Origin of the sequence: Bradyrhizobium elkanii WSM2783, assembly GCF_000472865.1 — a bacterium.
GTDB classification, from domain to species: Bacteria; Pseudomonadota; Alphaproteobacteria; order Rhizobiales; family Xanthobacteraceae; genus Bradyrhizobium; species Bradyrhizobium elkanii_A.
Map to the genome: position 1 here is coordinate 168442 of NZ_AXAP01000006.1, position 22454 is coordinate 190895.

The window sequence follows — 22454 nt, forward strand, 5'->3', positions numbered from 1 at the left end:
TATTTTTCGGGTGGACGCACCAACAGCCGTCGGATGGCACTCTCCGCCGCGTCGGCCGCCGGGACCGCGCGGCTTGCCCTTTGTTGGAAATCTGCCAGCGCTCGGCGCGGACCCGCTTGGCTTCTTTGCTGAACTAGCGGATCGGTACGGCGACTTCGTCTCGCTCAATCTTGCCGGATGGCCGGCCCTTTTTATCAACGATTTGCCTGCGATCGAGAAGGTCCTCCTGGAGGACCATCGAAACTACATCAAGCACAAGTTCTTCTGGCGCCATGTGACGGCGGTGTTCGGGAAAGGCCTGCTCACCAGTGAAGGCGAGCTTTGGCACCGCCAGCGTCGCTTGGCTGCGCCTGCCTTCGCCGGCCGGCAATTGCTTGCTTACGACGGCGCGATGGTGGCCCTTGCTCACCAGCTGCTTGATGGCTGGCAAGATGGCGAGATCATCGACATCCATCCCGAGATGATGGGACTGACGCTGCGGATCGCGGCCAAGACGCTCTTCGATTCCGAGGTGGAGCGAGACATTCACGACATGGATCTTGCGGTCAACGACCTCACCGTGGAGATCGCATCGCGCTACAAGCGCCCGATCCTTATTCCGGACGCGTTTCCGCTGCCCGGCCACCTCAGATACCGGCGCTCGATCCGGACGATTGAAAGAGTAGTCTCGTCCATGATCGCTGAGCGGCGCGCCAGCGGCGTGGAACATCGAAATGATTTTCTGTCGCGTCTGATGGCAGCGCGCGACGACGCAGGAAAACCGGTGTGCGACTCGTTGCTTCGCGACGAGGCGATCACGCTCCTTCTCGCAGGGCACGAGACCACGGCCCTGGCACTTTCCTGGACATGGTTTCTACTCGGCCAGCATTCGAACACCGAGGCGCGCATGGCCGCGGAAATCGCCGAAGTGGTTGGCGATCGCCCCGTCACAGCCGAGGATGTTCAGCGCCTGAAATTCACGGAAAGCGTCGTGATGGAAGCGATGCGGCTTTACCCGCCCGCGTGGGCCATCGGCCGGGAATCCGTGCAAGCGTTCGACCTTGGCGGCTACTCTTTCGGAGCGGGGACAACCATCTTCATCATCCCATGGGTCCTGCATCGCGACCCGCATTATTTCGAGGAGCCGGAGACTTTCCACCCCGAACGCTGGATGGGCGACCTCGAGCGCAAGCTACCCCGCTTCGCCTATATGCCGTTCGGCGGCGGACCGCGCGTCTGCATCGGCCAGCGTTTCGCGATGATGGAAGCCGTCCTGGTGCTGACGACCATGGCGCAACGTTTCTCCATGGAATGGCTGCCAGACGGCAAGGTGACGCCATTTCCGTCGATCACGCTGCGCCCTCATGGGGGCGTGTGGCTCAAGGTCAAGGAGCGTCGGACAACGAATGGTCGGAGCGGCGGGATTTGACCCCCAGCCCCAATCGCCCAGGCGTGGTCCGAGTTCTTTGACTCCGCTTTTTTGGAAACCGCGAAAAGTGTGAACCATTTCACACACGAGGTAGCATGGTCTTGCTAAGATGCTGTTACTGGGATTTCAGGGCACCAGTTGAGACAAACGCCGCCGGGACGCTGTATTTCGAGCCCGGCGGCGCAATTTTGCGGACCAACGTTGAGGCCGAGCCTGAGCCTGCGACAGCCTCATATCGATGGTTAGGCAGCCACTGCATTCCCATAGCTTCACAATTGACTTCCTCTCCACATTGGAGGCTCGATGACCGACGATAAAGTCACCCGTCTGCGGGCCCATACCAACAACATCAGCCGATATCGGCGGCTGCTTGGCACCAATCTCTCAGACCTTGAGCGCGGGTTTGTCGAAAGGCGCTTGAACGAGGAAAGGTTGGCTGTGCAAAGCTTGACCAATTCTCCCGTTTCGACTTGTCGCTTGGACTGGAGCGGCCCGCCAGCGTGAACCGACCGTTGGTCGGGCGCCTCCGCACGTTGTTACACTTGTAACTCTCAGATCATGGCTCTGCCGCCCAGCGCAGGGTAAAGCGTTGGCATAGACCGAAGGGTGATCTGATGAAAAAGGACGACGTGATCTGCCCTAAATGTGGGGCAGGCTTCCGCAGGATCGAGCTGTCATCCGGAAAGAGCGAGCCAGGCGAATATCGCTGCCCGGCTTGCGGCACATCGCTGGAGATTTTCAACGGCGACAGCTCGATCGCTTACCGCTTGACGATCCAGCCGTCGATTAGGGCCTTCAAAGATTAAACGGTCCCTCGGTACAGGAACGAAAAACCCGGCAGGTGCGGCCCGCCGGGTCATTCGCAAATATGATCAGGTAATACGATGCGGCAATTAAATCCTGAAGTATGTAACGAGGGAATGAAATTCGCGTCAGTAAGAATGCGGAGACCCCCCTGGTGCACACAGGTGTGCACGGACGCGAACACCAACGACCCGAGCGCCCTCTCGAAGGAAGCCCGCCATTTGCGACGGGCTCAAGGCTAGGGAGGCGCGTTTGAGGACGCCGTTTGAGTCTACAGCGATTCGCGCTTGTCTCGTGTGTTGCAGTTTACACACCCTGCGAGGTGGCAGCGTATTTGACGGCCGTCGAACACATCAGAAAGGCGAAGCGCCCACAATAAGGTTCGTCGCGGACGCCCTCGTAGAGACCTCGCCGCAATGAACTGGTCGCTTTTCATTTTTGCCAAGTGAAGAACCAGGCCCTCTTTGTGCAAGCTTCTTAAAATTCAAGTTGAATGGCACAATTTGCACTCACATCCCGGCAGCGGTTGTGCTTCGGTGGACGTGCGATCTCTCGCTGATCATCTCAGCCCCCTAGCCCAATGGTCGGTTGAGAGGGAGCGACGCCCCGGCGCGATCCCCACGATCCGCCGGGGCACGCACTTCCGCCGGCCGCATCAAGGTGCAGGCTGAAAGGACACGGATGAGGTTGCGAGGCTCTTCGCACCCTCCTCTCTTTGCTGCGTGTCGATCAAAGCGGCAGCAATTCAAGCCTTGATAAACGGCGCACCTATTTTAGCCAGTGTCGATTGCGAAGCCTGAACCAAGGCCAAGTCGATGAAGACAAACCTTCATCGAGATTGCATTGAGGTTCGCTCCTCAAATGTCGCTCGATACATGTCTCTTAGACATTTTAAATCACGATGGAGGTAGCCCCATGTCGATCGTGCAATTTACTCGTTTCAGAACCGATAAGGCCGAGGAAATGACCCAGATTGCCAGGCGGGCGAAGAAGATCTTTGAAAAACACGGTGCCGAATTTCTTCGGCTGTCCCGTTTCCACACTGGCGTGTGGGCAGGAGAATGGCTGGTTACGACACGCTACGCCAGTTGGGAAGCTTACGGCAAAGTGCAGGAGGCCGTGGCAAAGGATCCGGAGTTCGTGCAGTTGCAGGCTGAGGGAATGAAGATCGCCGAACTGCAGGGCCGCAACATCGCTGTCGGCATCGATCTCTAGCGACCCACATTAAGCGCGGAGGCCGCTGGAGCCATGCCGGCGGCCTTTTCAATTTCGATAGATTGCGCTCGGAGTTGCGCTACTCTGCGCTCGGCAATGCGCTTAGCGATGCCGATGACCGAGGGCGCCAGCAATCAACGCACCGCGATTCTGGCGTCGCCACCGTCGGCTTTAAGCCCCCGCAGACGGAACAATCATGAGCAGGTGCTCGTTAATTTGCCTTTCCGGCAAGGAGACCGAGGAATGAGGATAAAAACCGTAGCTCTCGGAGCGGCGCTGGTGCTGTGTAACCTGGGGACGTTCAGCGTTGCAGCCTATGCGCAGGAGACCAGAGTCGTTCGTGAACCACGGGCAAGGGCGATCGTCAGGGTGCCCATCGTCAGGGAAACTCCTTATTGGGATTATTACATTGTTCCACGATATCGTTATCGCCCTGAGGACGACCGGGTCGATCCATACGGCCCGCCCGTAGCGCCGGTGATACGCTACGGAAATCAAGAGGTATATATTCCGCGATGGTGGTGGTACTGACCGTCCAGATGTAAGCGCGCACCGGCAGAGCTATGCAGGCCATCAGGACAAAGGGCGCGATCACCGCGCCCTTTTGGTTTTCAATCTCCGGGTCGAGACTATCGGCAAGTGTCCCAGAAGCCGAAGGCAACCCGACATCTGCGCCGGTCCTGATTGAATCAGAATCGAAGCTCTAGATCCTTGTTTTGACACGTTCTCTTCACGCGAACCGGTATCCGCCCTCGGATCAAGTCCGAGGGCATGCTCCGCCCAAAGACGCTCTAGGAGGCCCCCGCCGGATGCACCGGCTCGCGATGGATCTCGCGCCCGACTCGCTGACGACCACGATCGCAAGGTCCGGTTCGGTGGGAGCCTCTTTGCGGAAATGTGCGGCGAGGATCCTGCTGTATTCGATAGCTTCGGCATCCGATGAAAACTGCTTCCCGATCCGGTCGCGGATCGGAACACCGTCTTTCCGGTCGAAATAGAAGGTCTGCACGTTCGTTTGCCTCTGATCTGGTGGCGCAGGCGAGTGGCGAAAGGCTCCTCCACGCTATGGCGCCGACGGGAACTTCAGCTTGATCTGCCTCAATCTGGGCTGACCGGCTTGGTCGGGTCGGTTTTTGAGCGTTCCAAAAACTGGCGCTCGCGGCTGAGATTGAGGGCGTATCGCGGGCGCAGGACTGGACCTGGCGAGTTCAATCCGATCGCGCCTTGCGCGAAGCCCTGATCGCAGCTAATGGAACGGCATCGGAGCGTGGCGCAGCCCGGTTAGCGCACTAGTCTGGGAGACTAGGGGTCGAAGGTTCAAATCCTTTCGCTCCGACCAAACTTTCAATAGTTATGCTCTGGGCGATTTACCGGCCTTCGCCGTCCTTCATCGCCAAATCCAGCATCTCCCGGCAACCAATCAGGTCCTGGAGCGCGCGCTGCAGGCGTTCGCGGTCGGCGGCGGGGATGCCGCGGGCCGGTGCGGCTGCCGGCGTGGGCTGGGCAGCCGGCGCTTGCCGGCCCTTGAACGGGGCGAGGATGCCGTCCTCGTCGGGGTCGACGAAGCGGTAATCGATCTCTATGGCGTTGCCGTCATCAAATTCCTCGTCCTCGGCATCGTTATCCTGGCCGGCGGTCTCCTCCTCCTCGTCGGATTCCCGCAGGCTCTGGCCGATCGCCTCCTCGACGGCGCCAAAGGAGATTGCCGCGCTCTGGTCGGAGATCGCCTGGACCGACTTGATGCCGTGCTCCTTCAGGATCCGCTGCACGCCGCGGATCGTATAGCCTTCGCCATACAGCAGGCGGCGGATGCCCTTGAGCAGGTCGACATCGTCGGGGCGATAGTAGCGGCGGCCGCCGCTACGCTTCATCGGCTTGATCTGCGCGAACCGCGTCTCCCAGAAACGCAACACGTGCTGGGGGATGTCGAGCTCGTCGGCCACCTCGCTGATGGTACGGAATGCATCGGGCGCCTTTTCCAAATGCCCGCTCCTTCTCCTAGAGCATGATCCGCACAAACGCGCTCGCGACAACGCCATGCGCCGGCGCGGAGATCACGCTCAAACAACGATAGCGCGGGATGACGATTCGAAGAAACGCCATCACGTCCAGGAAGGAATTATCCGCTCTTGCCTTCGCCGTTGGTCGACCCGTTGTGGCCGTTGATCCGCTGCTTCAGGATCGCCGACGGCTTGAATACCATCACCCGCCGCGGCGAGATCGGCACTTCGGTGCCGGTCTTCGGATTACGTCCGATGCGCTGGCCTTTCTTGCGCACCATGAAGGAGCCGAAGGACGAGAGCTTCACCGTTTCGCCCTTTTCCAGGCAGTCGGTGATTTCCTTCAAGACAAGTTCGACAAACGCCGAGGATTCAGTGCGCGACAATCCCACCTTCTGGTAGACCGCCTCGCACAAATCGACTCGTGTGACTGTTTTACCGGTTCCGGTCATCGCCTGCCCCGCACTCTCGGCGAACAAAATTTGTCCCCTGAAATTAGAGGGTTAGCAGGCAATGGTCAACAGTGGCGATAATGCAGCAGCCTGCCAAAATCGTCAGGGAGGTGTCTTTTCTGATTGCACGCTTCACCAGCGAACGAGCGCCGAGCCCCAGGTGAAGCCGCCGCCCATCGCTTCGAACAGCACGAGATCGCCCTTCTTCACGCGTCCATCCTGCACCGCAACTGATAGCGCCAGGGGAATCGATGCCGCCGAAGTGTTGCCGTGGCGATCGACCGTCAGCACCACCTTCTGCGGCGCAATATGGAGCTTGTGCGCCGAAGCATCGATGATCCGCTTGTTGGCCTGATGCGGGATGAACCAGTCGATGTCCTCCGCGCTGGTGCCGGTGGCGTTGAAGGCGTCGACGATCACGTCGGTGATCATGCCGACCGCGTGCTTGAACACTTCGCGGCCTTCCATTCGCAGGTGGCCGACCGTCCGGGTCGATCCCGGGCCGCCGTCGACGAACAGCTTCGCCTTGTGGCGGCCGTCGGAGCGCAGATGCGTGGTCAGTACGCCGCGGTCGGACGATGTGCCCGGCTGCTCCTGCGCTTCCAGCACCACCGCGCCGGCCCCGTCGCCGAACAGCACGCAAGTGCCGCGGTCGTTCCAGTCGAGGATGCGCGAAAAGGTCTCGGCGCCGATCACCAGCGCCCGCTTGTAGGCGCCGGTGCGCAGGAAATTGTCGGCGGTCGCCAGCGCGAAGACGAAGCCGGAGCAGACCGCCTGCAGATCGAAGGCCGCGCCATGGGTGATGCCGAGCCCGTTCTGCACCGCGACTGCGGTCGCTGGAAACGTGTTGTCCGGCGTCGAGGTCGCGAGCACGATCAGGTCGATATCCTGCGCATCGAGGCCGGCGTTCGCCAACGCCGCGCGCGCGGCATTAATGCCGAGATGGGAGGTGAACTCCCCCTCGGCCGCGATGTGCCGCTCCCGAATGCCGGTGCGCTGCACGATCCATTCGTCAGACGTATCGACGCGGGTCGCCAGTTCGGCATTGGTCAGGACCCGCTCCGGCAAATAAGAGCCGCAGCCGAGCACGACCGATCGTATCGCAGTCACGAGACAGCCTCCTGCGCGGTCTGCGCTGAGGCCAGCGCGCTGCCGTCGCGGTTGAGCATCTGATTGATCTTGGTGAGGAGATCGTAGTGGGCCATCTCATAGCCAACATCGACCGCATAGGCAAAGCCTTCGGAGTTGATCCCACCGTGACTTTTCACCACCAGGCCCTTCAGGCCGAGCAGCACCCCGCCATTGGACTTGTTGGGGTCCATCTTGTCGCGGAGCGCCCGGAAGGCGCCGCGGGCCAGGAGATAGCCAATGCGCCTCGGCCAGGTCTGGGACAGGGCATTGCGCAGAAAGTCCACCATCTGCCGCGCAGTGCCCTCTGCCGCCTTTAGCGCGATGTTGCCGGCATATCCCTCCGTGACGACCACATCGGCGATGCCCTTGCCGATGCCGTCGCTCTCGACGAAGCCGATATAATCCAGCTGCGGCAGGTTCATCGCCCGCAACAGCTCCGCCGCCTCGCGAATCTCCTCATGTCCCTTCATCTCTTCGCGGCCGATATTGAGCAGCCCTACGGTCGGCCGCTCCACGTTGAATCGGACGCTGGCCATCGCGCCGCCCATCAGTGCCAGCGCCACCAGGTGCTGTGCGTCGCCGCCGATGCTCGCGCCGAGGTCGAGCACGATGGTGTCGCCACGCACGGTCGGCCACAGCGCGGCGATCGCCGGGCGGTCGATTCCGGGCAACGTGCGCAGGTTGAACCGCGCCATCGCCATCAGCGCGCCGGTGTTGCCGGCTGACACCGCGACATCGGCCTCACCGTGCTTCACCGCGTCGATCGCAAGCCACATCGAGGAGGTCTTGCGGCCGCGCCTGAGCGCCTGACTCGGCTTCTCATCGTTGCTGATCGCAACATCGGTATGGATCACGCGCGAGGCCGCCTTCAGGGCGGGATGCGCTGCCAATTCCGGCTCGATCAGCTTGCTGTCGCCAAACAGCAAGAATTCGGTGTCGGGATGCCGGCTCAACGAGATGGCGGCGCCAGGGACGACGACCGATGCGCCGTCATCGCCACCCATGGCGTCAAGCGCGATTCGAACCTTTTTAGGCATGAACGTCCCGGAAACCTGCTCTCGGCGGCCTTGAAGCGGACCGGCCACCCGTTTGAAAGCCACCGCCATCAGCGATGTCTATCGCGGTCAGCGATGTCTGTCGCGCAAGCGATGTACGGCCGAAGGCAACGGCGCGCCCGGCCGGGCCGCGACAATAACCTGTCCCCATTCTGACACAACCTCTTCACCACGCTTTACCGGTTGGCTCAGGGTTGCGGGAACGCGGAGGCATCGACGCAGGATATTTCAACTTATTCAATATCTTATCTCAGATTTATGAGAATGCAACGGATCGATTTCGCGCGATGGTTCGCCCTCATAATCCACTTTAACCGGAGCCTATTTCCCGTTGGATTTCCCTTTCGGCTTGTTTCCACCGGGCGTTTTCGGCGCGGCCTGCAGCGCTTTCAGGGCGGCAAACGGGTGGTCCTCGGGATCGGCGGCCTCGACCACCGGCTCGAAAACGGCATCCGCCTTGCGCGGATAGGGGTCGATCGCGAGGAACAGCGCGTCGGTCGCGAGCCGGCCGAGATCGATCATGCCGTTCTCGATCGGCTCCGGCGGATCGGGTATCTCAGCGTCGCTGCGCTCGGCCTCCTCGGCCAGCGCGGCCATCTGCGGGATCTGGTCCGGCGGGGCGAAGATCAGGTCGATCTCCTCGTCGATCTCGTTCTCGATCTCCTCGAGCGTCACCACGCAGGTCTGCCCGACCCGGCCGCGCACGGAGCCCACGACGTGGAAGCGGCCGCCGCTCTTCGGCGTGACGTCGAATGACGCCTCAGCCGAAAGCACCTCGCGCAGCCCCGCGATATCGGCCAATGCCTGACGCTGGCGCGGATCGGCCTCGATGTCGCGATGCAGGCCGGTTTCCGGCACCTGCGCCACCGCGACCAGCACGCGCCAAGGGTCACGCGGAGGATGAGGCCTCTCTGTCTCGGTATCTTTCATTGAGCCGTGCCCACCTGCTCCGGCACTGGAAACTTCCACGATCCGCCCGACAGCGCCGTTGCGTCGAGCCGGTCCAGCACGGACGCTACCCGCTCGGCATAGGTCGCAAGCCGCCGCGCCTTCTTGATGTCCTTGCCATCAAAGATATTCTTGCAGAATGCGTTTGCCAGCGCCTCATGGCCATCAGTGAGCGCGAGGTCGTAGGCCACGGAACGGCCGTAGAAGGCTTCGCCGAAAGCCTTCATCCGCTTCGGTACCGTGAGGTCGCCGACCCCCATTTCGCGTAAGTTGTCGTCCATATCCTCGCAGAAGCGGTCGAACAGCGCCTGTGACAGACCCGATTCGCCCTCCACGGCCCGGAGGCGCCGCAGCACCAGCCACAAATGCAGCAAGAGCAGGTCGAATCGGCCGTTAACCGTGTCTGCGACGGCGAACTGTCGGTAAAACACCGGTTCTCGCGCCTGCGTCACGATCATGCCATAGATGGTCTCAATGGTGCCGCTCGGGAGTAGCCGGGGTTTCTTGAATTGATTGAACGGCCAAAGCATTGTGGGTTCCGCCCGCGGGCCCAAAGCGCCCGCTTCTGTTGCAATCCTCAGCCGTGCCCGGTACGTCAACGCCTCGCGCGACGCAAGGGGACGGATCAGTTCCGCCGATGACCGAAGCCAACAAGACCAGCCCACGCGTGTCCTTCTCACGCGGCGTGCTAGCACGCTGCCGCGCCGCGGCGGCCATCGGCCTCGTCTGCGCACTGCTTGCCGCCTGCACCGGCGAACAATTCCAGAAGGGCTACATCCTGCCGCAGGGCGCGCTGGAGCAAATCCCGATCGGCGCCAGCCAGGACCAGGTTCTGATCGTGATGGGCACTCCGTCGACGGTGGCCACACTGGACGGCGAGGTGTTCTACTACATCTCCCAGCGCACCGAGCGTCCGGTCGCCTTCATGAACCAGCGGGTGGTCGACCAGCGCGTGATCGCGGTTTATTTCGACAAGAACCGCACCGTCCGCCGCATCGCCAATTATGGCCTGCAGGACGGCAAGATCTTCGACTTCGTCAGCCGCACCACGCCGACTTCGGGCCAGGAGCTCAGCTACCTGACGCCGCTGTTCAAGCTGCTCAGCTTTAACTAACCAAAGCGTTTTCGAGCGAAGCATGCCCTCGGACTTGATCCGAGGGTGGATACCGGTTCGCGTGAAGAAAACGTGTCAAAACAAGAACCCGCGGCTGCGCCAAGTCGCCGCCTAACTCCTCGCTTGCCGGACCGCCTCGCGGTCCCCTACGCTCCCTGAAAACAAGATCAAATCAGGGAGTGAACACGTGAGCCGAACCTTGCTTTCCCGCCGCCGCCTGCTGACGGGTACCGCCGCCGTCTCGGCCGCCGCCATCCTGCCGCGCGCGAGCTTAGGCGCCGGCGACTGGCGGCCGACCGAGACCGTCCGCCTGATCGTGCCGGCCGCCGCCGGCGGCTCCACCGACGTGATGGGCCGCCTGCTCGCGGCGCATCTGCAGACCGCCTGGGGACAGTCGGCGATCGTGGAGAACCGCTCAGGCGCCGGCGGCACCATCGGCACCGCCGAAGTTGCCCGCAACAAGGGCGACGGCCACACCATCCTGATCGGCAATCCCGGGCCGAATGCGATCGCCTATTCGATCTTCAAGAACCTCACCTACCAGAAGGATCAGTTGCAGCCGGTCTCCAACATGATCCGGATCCCGAACATCGTCTCGGCCCATCCCTCGACCGGCATCAAGTCGATCCCCGAGCTGATCGCCTATCTGAAGGCCAATCCGGACAAGCTCACTTACGGCTCGTCGGGAACCGGCCAGAGCCCGCATCTGACCGGCGCCTGGTTCCTGCAGCTCACGGGGCTGAAGATGACGCATGTGCCGTTCCGCGGCGCCGGGCCTGCGCTGCAGGCGGGGCTCGCGGGCGACATCCAGATCCTGTTCGACAACCTCTATCCGTCGCTGCCGCAGGTGCTGGACGGCAAGCTCAACGGGCTCTGCGTCACCACCGCCGAGCGCAGCGACGCCGCGCCGAAACTGCCGACCATGCGCGAGAGCGCGCCGGAGCTTGCGAAGTTCGAAGTCTCCTCCTGGTTCGGCGTCTTCCTGCCCAAGGCCACACCCGCGCCGATCGTGGACGAGCTCAACCGCCAGATAATGGCGATGCTGGAGCGCGACGACGTCAGGAAGAACATCGCCGGCATGGGCGCCCGCCCCGACCACGGCACGCCGCAGCAGTTCACCGATTTCGTCGACGCCGAAACCAGGAAGTTCGCCGCCATCATCGAGAAGGAAGGCCTGCAGATGGAGGTGAAATAACTCCACCGCCGTCATTGCGAGGAGCGTCAGCGACGAAGCAATCCATCTCTCCACCCGTGGCGACATGGATTGCTTCGCTTCGCTCGCAATGACGCGTTGAGAGAGATTCGCCCGGGTTGCAGAACAAAACCCCGCGGGCTCGCTGCCCGCGGGGTTTTGCATTCGCGTCACGCGCCGCTCAATGCGCCAGGATTGCCAGCAGCAGCAGCGCCACGATGTTGGTGATCTTGATCATCGGGTTGACCGCCGGGCCCGCAGTATCCTTGTAGGGATCGCCGACGGTGTCGCCGGTCACCGCGGACTTGTGCGCGTCGGAGCCCTTGCCGCCATAATGGCCGTCCTCGATGTATTTCTTGGCGTTGTCCCATGCGCCACCGCCCGAGGTCATGGAAATCGCGACGAACAGCCCTGTGACGATGACGCCGAGCAGCATCGCGCCGACGGCCGAGAACGCCGCCGACTTGCCGGCCGCACCGCCGCCCGCGATCACGTAGATCAGGAAGTAGACCACGATCGGCGACAGCACCGGCAGCAGCGACGGGATGATCATCTCCTTGATCGCCGCCTTGGTCAGGAGGTCAACCGCCTTGCCGTAGTCCGGCTTGTCGGTGCCCTGCATGATGCCGGGCTTCTCGCGGAACTGGCGCCGCACTTCTTCGACGATCGCGCCGGCCGCGCGGCCGACCGCGGTCATGCCCATCGCGCCGAACAGATACGGCAAGAGGCCGCCGAACAACAGGCCCACCACCACATAGGGGTTGTTGAGCGAGAAGTCGGGATTGACGCCCTTGAAATAGGCGTGGTTGGCGGAGTCGCTGATGAAGAATTTGAGGTCCTGGTTATAGGCCGCAAACAGCACCAGCGCGCCGAGACCGGCGGAGCCGATCGCATAGCCCTTGGTCACGGCCTTGGTGGTGTTGCCGACCGCGTCGAGCGCGTCGGTCGATTTGCGCACCTCCTTCGGCAGCCCCGCCATCTCGGCGATGCCGCCGGCGTTGTCGGTGACCGGACCGAAGGCGTCGAGCGCGACGATCATGCCGGCGAGCGCCAGCATGGTCGCAGTCGCGATCGCAATCCCGAACAGGCCGGCCAGGCTGTAGGTGACGAGGATGCCGGCGATGATGACCATCGCGGGCAGCGCGGTCGCCTCCATCGAGATCGCAAGGCCCTGGATCACGTTGGTGCCGTGGCCGGTCACCGAGGCCGAGGCGATGGACTTCACCGGGCGATAGTCGGTGCCGGTATAGTATTCGGTGATCCAGATGATCAGCGCGGTGACGATGAGGCCGACGACGCCGCATTGGAACAGCGCCATGCCGGAATAGTCCACGCCCGGCAGCTTGTCGAAGCCGATCAGGGCGTAGATCACGCCGGCGATGCCGATCAGCGACAGGATGCCGGTCGCGATCAGGCCCTTGTAGAGCGCGCCCATGATCGACTGGCTGGCACCCAGCTTGACGAAGAAAGTGCCGATGATCGAAGTGAGGATGCAGATGCCGCCAATCGCGAGCGGCAGCGTCATCATGCTCACCAGGATCGGCGACTTCGCGAAGAAGATCGCCGCCAGCACCATGGTGGCGACCGCCGTCACCGCATAGGTCTCGAACAGGTCGGCGGCCATGCCGGCGCAGTCGCCGACATTGTCGCCGACATTGTCCGCGATGGTCGCGGGGTTGCGCGGATCGTCCTCGGGGATGCCGGCCTCGACCTTGCCGACGAGGTCGCCGCCGACGTCGGCGCCCTTGGTGAAGATGCCGCCGCCGAGACGGGCGAAGATCGAGATCAGCGAGGCGCCGAAGCCGAGCGCCACCATGGCGTCGATCACGGTGCGGCTGTCCGCCGCGAACCCTGCGACCTTGGTCAGGTAGGCGAAATAGATGGTGACGCCGAGCAGCGCCAGGCCCGCGACCAGGAGCCCGGTGATCGCGCCCGCCTTGAAGGCCAGTTCCAGGCCGCCCGCCAGCGACTTGGTCGCCGCCTGCGCGGTGCGGACGTTGGCGCGGACCGAGACGTTCATGCCGATGAAGCCGGCCGCCCCCGACAGGATCGCGCCGATCGCAAAGCCGATCGCGACCAGGAGGCCAAGGAAGTAAGCCAGCAGAATGAAGATCAAGACGCCGACGATGCCGATCGTGGTGTATTGGCGCCGCAGATACGCCTGTGCGCCTTCGCGCACCGCCGCGGCAATCTCCTGCATGCGCGGGCTGCCCGCGTCAGCGTTCAGGACCGAATTGGTCGCCCAAATCGCGTAGACAATGGAAAGTACCCCGCAGAGCACGATCAACCATAATGCTGTCATTTGAATTCTGCCTCAGATCCTTGATGTATCCCCACGCCCTTGTTTTTTCCGCGGGATGCGGCGGGCGCTTATTGAGCGGTCCACCCCTGCCCTCAAGGATGGCCACAATCGGTCGCGAACCTTGCCAAAATCGCTTTCGCGGCGCAACGCCGCCGGCAATCAAAACGGGACGATTTGGGCAGCTAATTAGTCTGAGGGGCGGCTTTCTCGGCCTATTCCAAAGCGTTTTCAAGCGAGGCGGACCCCGGCTCGCGTGAAGAAAACGCGTCAATACGAGAATCTAGAGCTTCGGTTCTGATGCAATCAGAACCGAAGCTCTAGAAATGGCTGTAGGACAGCCGCTTCAAGGCCAGCTCCCGGCCCTGCGAATCTAGGAAGCTGGGGGGCGCGGAGCCTGCGATGATACCGCCGATCGCGGTTACGGCAACGCCTGTGCGCTTGGCCTCTTGCACGAAGGCCGCCATGCGATCCCCGGGGATCGCGCAGAGGATCTCGTAGTCATCGCCGCCCGAGATCAGCGCCTCGATACCGACGGCCTTGCGCGCAACCAGCGCTGCGGCCGGCGACGAGAGTGGGATGCTCTGGACGTCGATCACGGCCGAGACGGCGGAAGCCGCACAGAGCTTTGCGAGATCGCCGGCGAGGCCGTCGGACACATCCATCGCGGCGCTGGCGTAATCGCGCACCGCCTTGGCGAGCGCATTGCGCGGCTGCGGCACGCGGTAGCGGCCGGTCAGCATCTCGCGGGAGGCTTCGTCGCTCGCAAGCAGCGAGGCAACAGACCCGGCCTTCAGCAGGTTGAGGCCAAGCGCGGCATCGCCGATTGTGCCGGTAACCACGACGCGGTCCCCTGCCCGCGCGCCTCTACGGTGGATCATCTTGCCCTGCGGCACGCGCCCGAACGCCGTGACCGAGATCATCACCGGCCCGGGCGTGGACACCGTGTCGCCGCCGAGCAGCGGACAGCCGAACTGCGCAGCATCCTCGCCGAGCGCCTGCGCGAACGGTTTCAGCCAGACATCGTCGGCGCTACGCAGCGCCAGCGTCAGCACGAAGCCGGCGGGTGCAGCCCCCTTGGCGGCGAGATCAGAGAGATTGACCCGCAGCGCCTTGCGCGCCAGCGTCGCCGGCGGATCGCCGGGGAGGAAATGTACGCCCTCAACGATTGCATCGGTGGTGACGACGATATCGTCGCCCCCTGCCCGCAACGCCGCCGCATCGTCATCGAGATTGAAAGCGCCCGGGTCCTTCGCGAGCGGCTTGAAGTAGCGCGCGATAAGGGAGTCCTCGCCGGATGGATTGCTCGGTCCGCTTGCCATGCCGCCCGACGTCTCCTCAGCCCGGCTTGACCGGGCGATCCAGTATTCCGCGCCGTCCGTGATCCGGCACAACCGCCGCCGTTTACCGGATCATCCGCATTCGCGGATGATGACGGCAGAGTGTGTGTGGGCTACCCACGCACGAACTCATCGGCCCGGAACTGCCGGGCAATCTGGTCGAGCACCGCGTTCACCATTCCGGTCTCGTCCTTCTCCACAAACGCGTGCGCGACGTCGACATATTCGGAGACCACCACGCGGCCCGGCACGTCCTTGCGATGCTCCAGTTCATAGGAGCCTGCCCGCAGCACCGCACGCAGGATCGCATCGATCCGCTTCAGCGGCCATCCCTTCGACAGCGCCTCGTCGATCAGCGGATCGAGCCTGGCCTGGTCGCGTACCACACCCGATACCACGTCACGGAAAAACGCCGCTTCCGCCGGCAGATACGTCTCGCCTTCGACTTCGTTGCCGAGCCAGTGGCTCTCAAACTCCGCGAACACGTCGTCCAGCCCGGCGCCGGCGATATCCATCTGGTAGAGCGCCTGCACGGCGGCGAGCCGTGCGGCGCCGCGCCGATTGGCCTTTCTGTCCGCTGGTCTTACGGGCTTCCTGTCTTCCGCCATGGTCAACCCTTCGCCAGCCGGCGTTTGATGCGCAGCATCGCGAGCGCCGCGCGCGCGGCGTCGCCGCCTTTGTTCAAGTCATTGGCGCGCGCCCGTGCCCAGGCCTGTTCCTCGGTGTTGACGGTAATGATGCCGTTGCCGAGCGGAAACCTCCTGTTCACGGCGAGGTCCATCAGCCCGCGCGAAGATTCCATCGACACGATCTCGAAATGGATGGTTTCGCCGCGCACCACGCAGCCGAGCGCGACCGCCGCGTCATAGGGCTTGCCGTTCTTTTCGGCGGCATCGATCGCAATCGCGATCGCCGCGGGAATTTCCAGCGCGCCTGGAACCGTGATGACGTCGTAGCCGACGCCGGCGGCCTTCAATTCGGCGACCGCGCCCTCCAGAAGCGAGTCCTGAATATCGTCATAGAACCGCGCCTCGACGATCAGCGCACGCGCGCCGGAAATGTCGGTCTGGTCCTTCAGCGGTGCACGCCGTGCGTCTGCCATTACTGTTTCCGTTTCGATCGGTGCCCTCATCCTGAGGAGCGGCCACTTGGCCGCGTCTCGAAGGATGAGGATGTAGCCGGGCCTCGTGGTTCGAGACGGCGCTTCGCGCCTCCTCACCATGAGGGATTGGCCGGGGTTTTAGGCGCAGGCGCCGCCTGTGCCAAGGGCCGCCGTTACTTCATCTCTGTCAGCCGCGCCGCGTAGCGAGCCATCAGGTCCACTTCGATATTGACCTCGCTGCCGGCGCGCCAGCCGCCGATCGTCGTCACGTTGAGAGTATGCGGGATGATCAGCACCGAAAATGTGACGTCATCGACCGTATTCACCGTCAACGACACGCCATCCAGCGTGATCGAGCCTTTGACCGCGATGAAACGCGCCAGTTCGCGCGTGGTTCGGAGCACGAACCGCGCCATATCAGGCAGATCCTCGCGTGAGACGATGGTGGCGACGCCATCGGCATGGCCCGCCACGATATGGCCGCCGAGTTCGTCGCCAATCTTCAGCGCGCGCTCGAGATTGAGGCGGGTTCCGACACCCCAGTGCTTCGCCGTCGTCATGCCAAGCGTTTCCGCGGCGGCATCGACGTCGAACCAGGTCTTGCCGCCCTCGACGCCGGAGGCGACCACCGTCAGGCACACGCCATTGCAGGCGATCGAGGCGCCATCGGCGATGGTCGCGCGATCGTAACGGCAGGCGATCCGCAGCCGGTGCAACTGTCCCTGCGCCGTAGGTGTCAGGCTGGTGATCTCGCCGACATCTGTGACTATGCCCGTGAACACATCAAACCCTTTCGGTCTTCGTCATGGCCGGGCTTGACCCNNCCATCCACGTCTTGCTTCGTCGCCAGTGGCCAAGGCGTGGATGCCCGGGACAAGCCCGGGCATGACGCGCGGAGACAGCACTAGGCACGATCGTAGATTGTCAAAATATCCTTGCCGAGCGTTTCGCTAGCACGAACCTTGAAGGCGGGCGACTGCGTGATCGCGGCGAGCGGCAATGCGTCCAGCGCGGGCACGCCGTCGGCGCCGACCGCCTCTGGCGCGCGCAACAGCCAGGCTTCATCGACCAGGTCAGCCGCAACGAAGGATGACGCCACCCGCGCCCCGCCCTCGACCATCACTTTCGTGATGCCCTTCTCGGCGAGCGCATGCAGCACTGCGAGCAGATCCAGCCCCGGCGGCGAGACCGTGTCCGCGACCCGGATCACCTGGGCACCGGCGGCGCCCAGCTTCATCGCAGCCGGCGCTTCGGCAAGCTCCGAGGTCACCACCCATAACGGCGTTTCGCGCGCCGAATGCACCAGGCGGCCGTCGCCCGGCAGGCGCAGCGCGCGATCCAGCACCACCCGCACCGGCGAACGAGCCTCCATGCCCGGCAGGCGGCAGGTCAGAACCGGATCGTCGGCCAGCGCGGTGCCGATCCCGATCAGGATCGCATCGCTCTGCGCGCGGAGCAGATGCACCCGCGTCCGGACCACGTCTCCTGTGATCGCCACCGGGCGGTGGCCGGCAGCGCCGATCTTGTCGTCGGCGGAGATCGCCAGCTTGAGCAGCACATGCGGACGCTTGTCGCGGACACGGCGGAAATGACCGGCATGGTCCCGCGCGGCCTCCTCCGCGCACAGCCCGACATCAACAGCGATGCCCGCCGCGCGCAACCGTGCGTGCCCCTGCCCGCCGACTTCAGGATTGGGATCCTCGATCGCCGACACCACGCGCGCGATGCCGGCCGCAATCACCGCGTCAGCGCAGGGCGGCGAGCGGCCGAAATGCGAGCATGGCTCGAGCGTCACATACAGCGTGGCGCCGCGCGCCGCTTCGCCCGCGCGCCGCAGCGCCTCCGGCTCGGCATGCGGCCGGCCGCCCGCTTGCGTCCAGCCGCGACCGACAATGACGCCGTCCTTGACCACGACAGCGCCGACCGCCGGATTCGGCCAGGTGCGGCCCTGCCCGCGCCGGCCGAGCGTCAGCGCGAGCTGCATGAACCGCAAATCGGCGGCTTTCGACTGCTTGGCTTGTGCGGCGAGCTTGTCTTCCAGGATGCGGAAGATCATTTGCGGAACTGCGCGATGCGCGGGTCATCTTCGCTGGTGAGCTCGCCGAGTAACGCCTCGAAATCCTTGGCTTCGCGGAAATTGCGGTAGACCGAGGCGAAGCGGACATAGGCGACATCGTCCAGCTGGCGCAGATGCTCCATCACGATCTCACCGATCGCCTCCGATGAGACTTCGGCCTCGCCGGCGCTCTCAAGCTCCCGCACGATGGCCGATACCATCTTCTCCAGCCGCTCCGAATCCACCGGCCGCTTGCGCAGCGAGATCTGCAGCGAGCGCACCAACTTGTCGCGGTCGAACGGAACGCGACGGCCGTTGCGCTTGATCACTGTCAGCTCGCGAAGCTGCACCCGCTCAAATGTCGTGAAGCGGAAATTGCAGGTGATGCAGACGCGCCGCCGTCGGATCACAGCCGAATCCTCAGTCGGACGCGAGTCCTTGACCTGCGTATCCAGACTGTTGCAACTCGGGCAACGCATCTGCCGATTTCCTTATTGATAGATCGGGAAGCGGTCGGTCAGCGCCTTCACGCGTTCCTTGATCGCGGCTTCCACCAGCGGCGCCTTGCCCTCCGGCGACTGCTGCAGCGCGGTCAGGACTTCCGCGATCATGCCGCCGACTTCCTTGAACTCGGCGACGCCGAAGCCGCGTGTGGTCGTCGCCGGCGTGCCGAGCCGCAGGCCCGAGGTGACGAACGGCGTCTCAGGATCGAACGGAATGCCGTTCTTGTTGCAGGTGATGGCGGCGCGCACCAACGCCTTCTCCGACACATTGCCCTTCAGCCCCTTGGGCCGGAGGTCGACCAGCATCAGATGGTTGTCGGTGCCGCCGGAGACGATGTCGAGCCCATGGCCGCGCAGCGTTTCCGCGAGCGCCTTGGCATTCTCGACCACGTTCTTGGCGTAGACCTTGAAGTCCGGCCGCAGCGCCTCGCCGAACGCAACCGCCTTGGCCGCGATCACATGCATCAGGGGGCCGCCCTGCAGGCCCGGGAAGATCGCCGAGTTGAGCTTCTTGGTCAGCGTCTCGTCATTCCACAGCATCAGGCCGCCGCGCGGACCGCGCAGCGACTTGTGCGTCGTCGTGGTGGTGACATGCGCATGCGGCACCGGCGAAGCATGGACGCCGCCGGCGACGAGGCCCGCGAAGTGCGCCATGTCGACCATGAGATAGGCGCCGACACTGTCGGCGATCTCGCGGAAGCGCTTGAAGTCCCAGGCGCGCGAATAGGCTGAGCCGCCCGCAACGATCAGCTTCGGCTTGACCTGTTCGGCCTGCTTGGCCACCGCATCCATGTCGATGACCTGGTCCTCGCGCCGCACCGTGTAGTGCACGGCCTTGAACCATTTGCCGGACATATTGACGGGCGAGCCGTGGGTGAGATGGCCGCCGGCGGCGAGGTCGAGACCCATGAAGGTATCGCCGGGCTGCAGCAGCGCCAGGAACACCGCCTGGTTCATCTGGCTGCCGGAGTTCGGCTGCACGTTGGCGAACTTCGCACCGAACAGTTTCTTGGCGCGCTCGATCGCCAGCGTCTCGGCGACGTCGACCCATTCACAACCGCCATAGTAGCGCGCGCCCGGATAGCCTTCGGCGTATTTGTTGGTCATCACCGAGCCCTGCGCCTCCAGCACCGCACGGCTGACGATGTTCTCGGAAGCGATCAGCTCGATCTCATGGCGCTGCCGGCCCAATTCGCCCTTGATCGCCTCCGCGATCTCGGGATCGGCCTCGGCAAGGGTCGCCCTGAAGAAGGAATCAGGCGCGGAACTGGATTTGGCGCTCGGGGAGGAAGAGGTCATCGGCGAAATATCTCCACCGCCGCAAGCCTTTAGAGGATGCGGTCGGTCCATTGTGGGCGGTCGAAGCTGGTCGGTCAGCGTTATCACATCGCCGGGTGCCGGCCAAGCGATTGCGGTAGGAGTGCGGCCTTTGTGCCAGATATGGTGGCCTGCCGGGGGTTTGCCAGTTCCAGAGGCGGCCGCATCCGTTCGCCCCGCCCCCGTCGTTCCGGGGCGCGACGAAGTCGCGAGGTCCTGGCGCCCCGACGCTGGCGCCAAGCGCGCGAGCAGCAAGAGCTGCCTCGCGGACGATGACAGCGGAGTGTGCGCGGCGATGCGGCGGGGGCAAAGCGGAAGCGTGCTCGCCAGCGCGAGCGCGCCGCTGGATGGTGTTGATGGAGTTCGGATCGCGAGACGAAAATAAACTCACCCCAGGGCGCTGTCATGCCGGCCTGGGGTGAAAAGACAAAGATCGACGATCAGACCTGACGCTATTGCGTCACTACGTTTCCGACCGAGTTGAAGTTCTTCTTCGTATCATACCCGGAGTCGTGCAGATTTCGGAAATACAGGTCGCGGTCACCGCTACTCACTCCACCCGGCATGATGACCGAGCCCGGCGCAATGACCGGAGCGGCACGCATACTGGCATTCGCATTCATCGGGTGACGATGATGCGTCCGCTGTGCGGCCAGAGCGGTAGAAGTAGCGAGGGTGAGGATTGCAAGACTGACAAGAACGCTTTTCGTCATAGTCGGCTCCTCTGAGATAATCCACCCCGTGGAGCGCGTGGAACTTGTGGCACGGCCGGCCCTCCTCCACAAATCAACATCGCGTAACCCTCTGCGCCTGCCAAAGTGACGGCGCAACAGCCTGCTCGGGTCCAATAGAGATTGGTGATGGGTTCCGGCCCGGGGCGGTACGACAGCGGAGAGCGCCGCGACAGCCGCGCTACAACCCCGTAAATCCCGCCTTCACATGATCGGTGGAGCCGTCAAGCTGGCGCAGATAGGTCAATCCGCAGACCGTCAGGCGGTGCGTGTCGGTCTCGCCCGCCTCGAACAAGGTGCGGACATATTCCGTCACCTTCGCCCGCGCCTCCTCGCTCGCCGCGGCGGTGCGGTTCGCAAGCAGGTCATAGGTATGCATGATGCGATCGATCGCGGCTTCCATCACTTTCTCCGATTGGGAATGATCAGATCACGAGCTGTGCTGCTTCAAACTCGGCGATCGCCTTGTTGGCGAGCTTGATCTTGTTGGTTTCGCCGCGCCGGAACATCTGCACGATGATCGTGAGCAATTGCTCGTTGGTGGCATAAGAGTCCGGAATGATCCCGGTCCTGCGCAGATAGTTGGAAGCGATGGCGTAGGCCTCGCCGACCACTTCGACATTCATCGCCCACATTCCGCGCTCGACCAGCATCTCGCTCTCCGTAGCCCACGATAAAGCGTGAGGACGCGAGTGGTTCCCGGTTCCGCAAAACTCTTTTTGCGGTGCCGAAAAGCAAGAGCGCACCGACCGGGCACAGTCGATGCGCTCTGCTGGAGGCTGACGGCTTGCCGGTCTTCTATCGGGCCGGCTTGGCCGCTCTGGCGAAGTCTTGAAGGTGTTGAAGTCTTGAAGGTGTTGAAGTCTTGGAGAGGTGTTGAAGTCTTGGAGGTGCGAAGTCTTGAAGGTATCAGAGGCGATAGAGGATCTGGTCGGTCCAGAACCGCTCGAGCCGGTGCAGCGACTTGTTCAGCGTAGAGAACTCCTCGTTCGAGATGCCACCGACCTGCTCCACGGTCTTGACGTGCTTCTGGTAGAGCGCATCGACGATACGGCGGATCTCCTGGCCCTGCGGCGTCAGGCGAATGCGCACCGAGCGGCGATCGACACGCGAACGCTGGTGATCGAGGAAGCCGAGCTCGACGAGCTTCTTCAGATTGTAGGAGACGTTGGAGCCGAGATAGTAGCCGCGCGTGCGCAGCTCACCCGCGGTCAATTCCTTGTCGCCGATATTGTAGAGCAACAGCGCCTGCACCGAATTGATGTCGGCGCGCCCGCGGCGATCGAACTCGTCCTTGATGACGTCGAGCAGCCGCCGATGCAGCCGCTCCACCAGCGTAAGGGCTTCGAGATAGAGCGACTGCACCGTCGGCTGGCCGGCGGCGCGCTCAGCGGTTTCCACCGCCGTTGAGGCAACGGCTTTGATCATGACACTTCCCCTGTTGTCGTTTTATCGACTTATTCGACGAAACTTGTGTCCCGCCTGATAGGTTCAACTTAAGGGGGCCGTTTGAACATCAGCTTAAATAAGACAATAAAGAGATCATGAATTTAAGACAGTGAATCGCGGATTAAGCCCGTCAAACAAGGGCTTTTCGCAACCCTTCATTGACGGTGGAGCGCCCCTGTTCACGCTTCGTCTGCACGCCCTGTCACAATCGGAAACAGCTTCGCTCAAATTCGAAACGACCGCGTAATAGATATGAGGGAACCCTTTACGGTGAGCGAAACGTTACCGGACAATTTTCTGAAAATTTTCGCGACACCACTCGCGCTCGCTGCACGCTC

25 protein-coding genes and 1 tRNA gene are annotated in these 22454 nt (G+C 63.0%); 6 read left to right on the forward strand and 20 right to left on the reverse strand.

All coding sequences use genetic code 11. The annotated features are described in order from the left end of the window. Positions 1-10 precede the first annotated feature (10 nt). The 3 genes from YY7_RS51060 to YY7_RS0108520 all read left to right on the forward strand — a co-directional run bounded on the left by YY7_RS51060 (position 11) and on the right by YY7_RS0108520 (position 3427). A complete protein-coding gene (locus YY7_RS51060; protein ID WP_063623363.1) occupies positions 11-1408 on the forward strand; it encodes a cytochrome P450 in 1398 nt (465 codons plus the stop codon). Between the two features lie 614 nt (positions 1409-2022). After that, on the forward strand, positions 2023-2214 hold the full coding sequence (locus YY7_RS0108515; protein ID WP_028162873.1) for a hypothetical protein: 192 nt from the start codon (positions 2023-2025) through the stop codon (positions 2212-2214). 913 nt (positions 2215-3127) lie between these two features. Next, positions 3128-3427 (forward strand): hypothetical protein, encoded by a 300-nt coding sequence (locus tag YY7_RS0108520; protein ID WP_028162874.1) that lies wholly within the window; start codon positions 3128-3130, stop codon positions 3425-3427. 379 nt (positions 3428-3806) lie between these two features. Here the strand turns inward: YY7_RS0108520 and YY7_RS60135 are convergent, their stop codons facing one another. Together YY7_RS60135 and YY7_RS64995 are read right to left on the reverse strand one after the other, a co-directional pair. Continuing rightward, the gene (locus YY7_RS60135; RefSeq protein ID WP_155255085.1) at positions 3807-4088 is read right to left on the reverse strand and encodes a hypothetical protein; all 282 of its coding nucleotides are present in this window, start codon (positions 4086-4088) and stop codon (positions 3807-3809) included. Between the two features lie 96 nt (positions 4089-4184). Continuing rightward, the gene (locus YY7_RS64995) at positions 4185-4436 is read right to left on the reverse strand and encodes a DUF6894 family protein (protein WP_433994493.1); all 252 of its coding nucleotides are present in this window, start codon (positions 4434-4436) and stop codon (positions 4185-4187) included. A 252-nt stretch (positions 4437-4688) separates the two neighbouring features. Between YY7_RS64995 and YY7_RS0108525 the strand changes: the two genes are divergently transcribed. Further along, a tRNA-Pro gene (locus tag YY7_RS0108525) sits at positions 4689-4766 on the forward strand. A gap of 28 nt (positions 4767-4794) precedes the next feature. Here the strand turns inward: YY7_RS0108525 and YY7_RS0108530 are convergent. The 6 genes from YY7_RS0108530 to YY7_RS0108560 form a co-directional block, all read right to left on the reverse strand. Beyond that, positions 4795-5409, reverse strand: a complete 615-nt coding sequence (locus tag YY7_RS0108530; RefSeq protein ID WP_028162875.1) for a MerR family transcriptional regulator — start codon at positions 5407-5409, stop codon at positions 4795-4797. A gap of 137 nt (positions 5410-5546) precedes the next feature. Next, entirely contained in the window at positions 5547-5879 is a 333-nt protein-coding gene (locus YY7_RS0108540; RefSeq protein WP_028162876.1) for an integration host factor subunit alpha, read from the reverse strand. A 132-nt stretch (positions 5880-6011) separates the two neighbouring features. After that, positions 6012-6989, reverse strand: a complete 978-nt coding sequence (locus YY7_RS0108545; RefSeq protein ID WP_028162877.1) for a beta-ketoacyl-ACP synthase III — start codon at positions 6987-6989, stop codon at positions 6012-6014. Then, positions 6986-8047 carry a phosphate acyltransferase PlsX gene (gene plsX / locus YY7_RS0108550; RefSeq protein ID WP_028162878.1) on the reverse strand — a complete coding sequence of 354 codons (1062 nt, stop codon included), beginning with the start codon at positions 8045-8047 and terminating at the stop codon, positions 6986-6988. The genes YY7_RS0108545 and plsX overlap by 4 nt, the downstream gene beginning before the upstream one ends. Before the next feature lie 339 nt (positions 8048-8386). Beyond that, on the reverse strand, positions 8387-8995 hold the full coding sequence (locus tag YY7_RS0108555) for a YceD family protein (protein ID WP_028162879.1): 609 nt from the start codon (positions 8993-8995) through the stop codon (positions 8387-8389). Next, positions 8992-9543, reverse strand: a complete 552-nt coding sequence (locus YY7_RS0108560) for a ubiquinol-cytochrome C chaperone family protein (protein ID WP_028162880.1) — start codon at positions 9541-9543, stop codon at positions 8992-8994. The genes YY7_RS0108555 and YY7_RS0108560 overlap by 4 nt, the downstream gene beginning before the upstream one ends. Positions 9544-9650: 107 nt before the next feature. Between YY7_RS0108560 and YY7_RS0108565 the strand changes: the two genes are divergently transcribed. Next, positions 9651-10127, forward strand: coding sequence for an outer membrane protein assembly factor BamE (locus YY7_RS0108565; protein WP_028162881.1), 477 nt, complete (start codon positions 9651-9653; stop codon positions 10125-10127). A gap of 187 nt (positions 10128-10314) precedes the next feature. Next, positions 10315-11322 (forward strand): Bug family tripartite tricarboxylate transporter substrate binding protein, encoded by a 1008-nt coding sequence (locus YY7_RS0108570; protein WP_028162882.1) that lies wholly within the window; start codon positions 10315-10317, stop codon positions 11320-11322. 178 nt (positions 11323-11500) lie between these two features. Here the strand turns inward: YY7_RS0108570 and YY7_RS0108575 are convergent, their stop codons facing one another. The 12 genes from YY7_RS0108575 to ldtR form a co-directional block, all read right to left on the reverse strand. After that, positions 11501-13621, reverse strand: coding sequence for a sodium-translocating pyrophosphatase (locus YY7_RS0108575; RefSeq protein WP_028162883.1), 2121 nt, complete (start codon positions 13619-13621; stop codon positions 11501-11503). Between the two features lie 317 nt (positions 13622-13938). Further along, the gene (gene thiL / locus YY7_RS0108580) at positions 13939-14940 is read right to left on the reverse strand and encodes a thiamine-phosphate kinase (protein WP_028162884.1); all 1002 of its coding nucleotides are present in this window, start codon (positions 14938-14940) and stop codon (positions 13939-13941) included. A gap of 131 nt (positions 14941-15071) precedes the next feature. After that, positions 15072-15566: a transcription antitermination factor NusB gene (gene nusB / locus YY7_RS0108585; protein ID WP_028162885.1), complete on the reverse strand. Its 495-nt coding sequence runs from the start codon at positions 15564-15566 to the stop codon at positions 15072-15074. Between the two features lie 2 nt (positions 15567-15568). After that, on the reverse strand, positions 15569-16060 hold the full coding sequence (ribH, locus tag YY7_RS0108590; protein WP_028162886.1) for a 6,7-dimethyl-8-ribityllumazine synthase: 492 nt from the start codon (positions 16058-16060) through the stop codon (positions 15569-15571). Positions 16061-16233: 173 nt separating this feature from the next. Continuing rightward, the gene (locus YY7_RS0108595) at positions 16234-16842 is read right to left on the reverse strand and encodes a riboflavin synthase (RefSeq protein ID WP_028162887.1); all 609 of its coding nucleotides are present in this window, start codon (positions 16840-16842) and stop codon (positions 16234-16236) included. Between the two features lie 122 nt (positions 16843-16964). Next, a complete protein-coding gene (gene ribD / locus YY7_RS0108600) occupies positions 16965-18116 on the reverse strand; it encodes a bifunctional diaminohydroxyphosphoribosylaminopyrimidine deaminase/5-amino-6-(5-phosphoribosylamino)uracil reductase RibD (RefSeq protein WP_028162888.1) in 1152 nt (383 codons plus the stop codon). Continuing rightward, positions 18113-18595 carry a transcriptional regulator NrdR gene (nrdR, locus tag YY7_RS0108605; RefSeq protein WP_028162889.1) on the reverse strand — a complete coding sequence of 161 codons (483 nt, stop codon included), beginning with the start codon at positions 18593-18595 and terminating at the stop codon, positions 18113-18115. The genes ribD and nrdR overlap by 4 nt, the downstream gene beginning before the upstream one ends. A 12-nt stretch (positions 18596-18607) precedes the next feature. Continuing rightward, positions 18608-19918: a serine hydroxymethyltransferase gene (glyA, locus tag YY7_RS0108610; RefSeq protein WP_028162890.1), complete on the reverse strand. Its 1311-nt coding sequence runs from the start codon at positions 19916-19918 to the stop codon at positions 18608-18610. A 470-nt stretch (positions 19919-20388) separates the two neighbouring features. Continuing rightward, on the reverse strand, positions 20389-20649 hold the full coding sequence (locus YY7_RS0108615) for a hypothetical protein (protein WP_028162891.1): 261 nt from the start codon (positions 20647-20649) through the stop codon (positions 20389-20391). Positions 20650-20848: 199 nt separating this feature from the next. Next, positions 20849-21070, reverse strand: a complete 222-nt coding sequence (locus tag YY7_RS0108620) for a hypothetical protein (RefSeq protein WP_028162892.1) — start codon at positions 21068-21070, stop codon at positions 20849-20851. Positions 21071-21092: 22 nt separating this feature from the next. Continuing rightward, positions 21093-21320 (reverse strand): hypothetical protein, encoded by a 228-nt coding sequence (locus YY7_RS0108625; RefSeq protein WP_028162893.1) that lies wholly within the window; start codon positions 21318-21320, stop codon positions 21093-21095. 256 nt (positions 21321-21576) lie between these two features. Then, complete coding sequence (gene ldtR, locus YY7_RS0108630; protein WP_028162894.1) at positions 21577-22095, reverse strand: transcriptional regulator LdtR; 519 nt, start codon at positions 22093-22095, stop codon at positions 21577-21579. Positions 22096-22454: the final 359 nt, after the last annotated feature.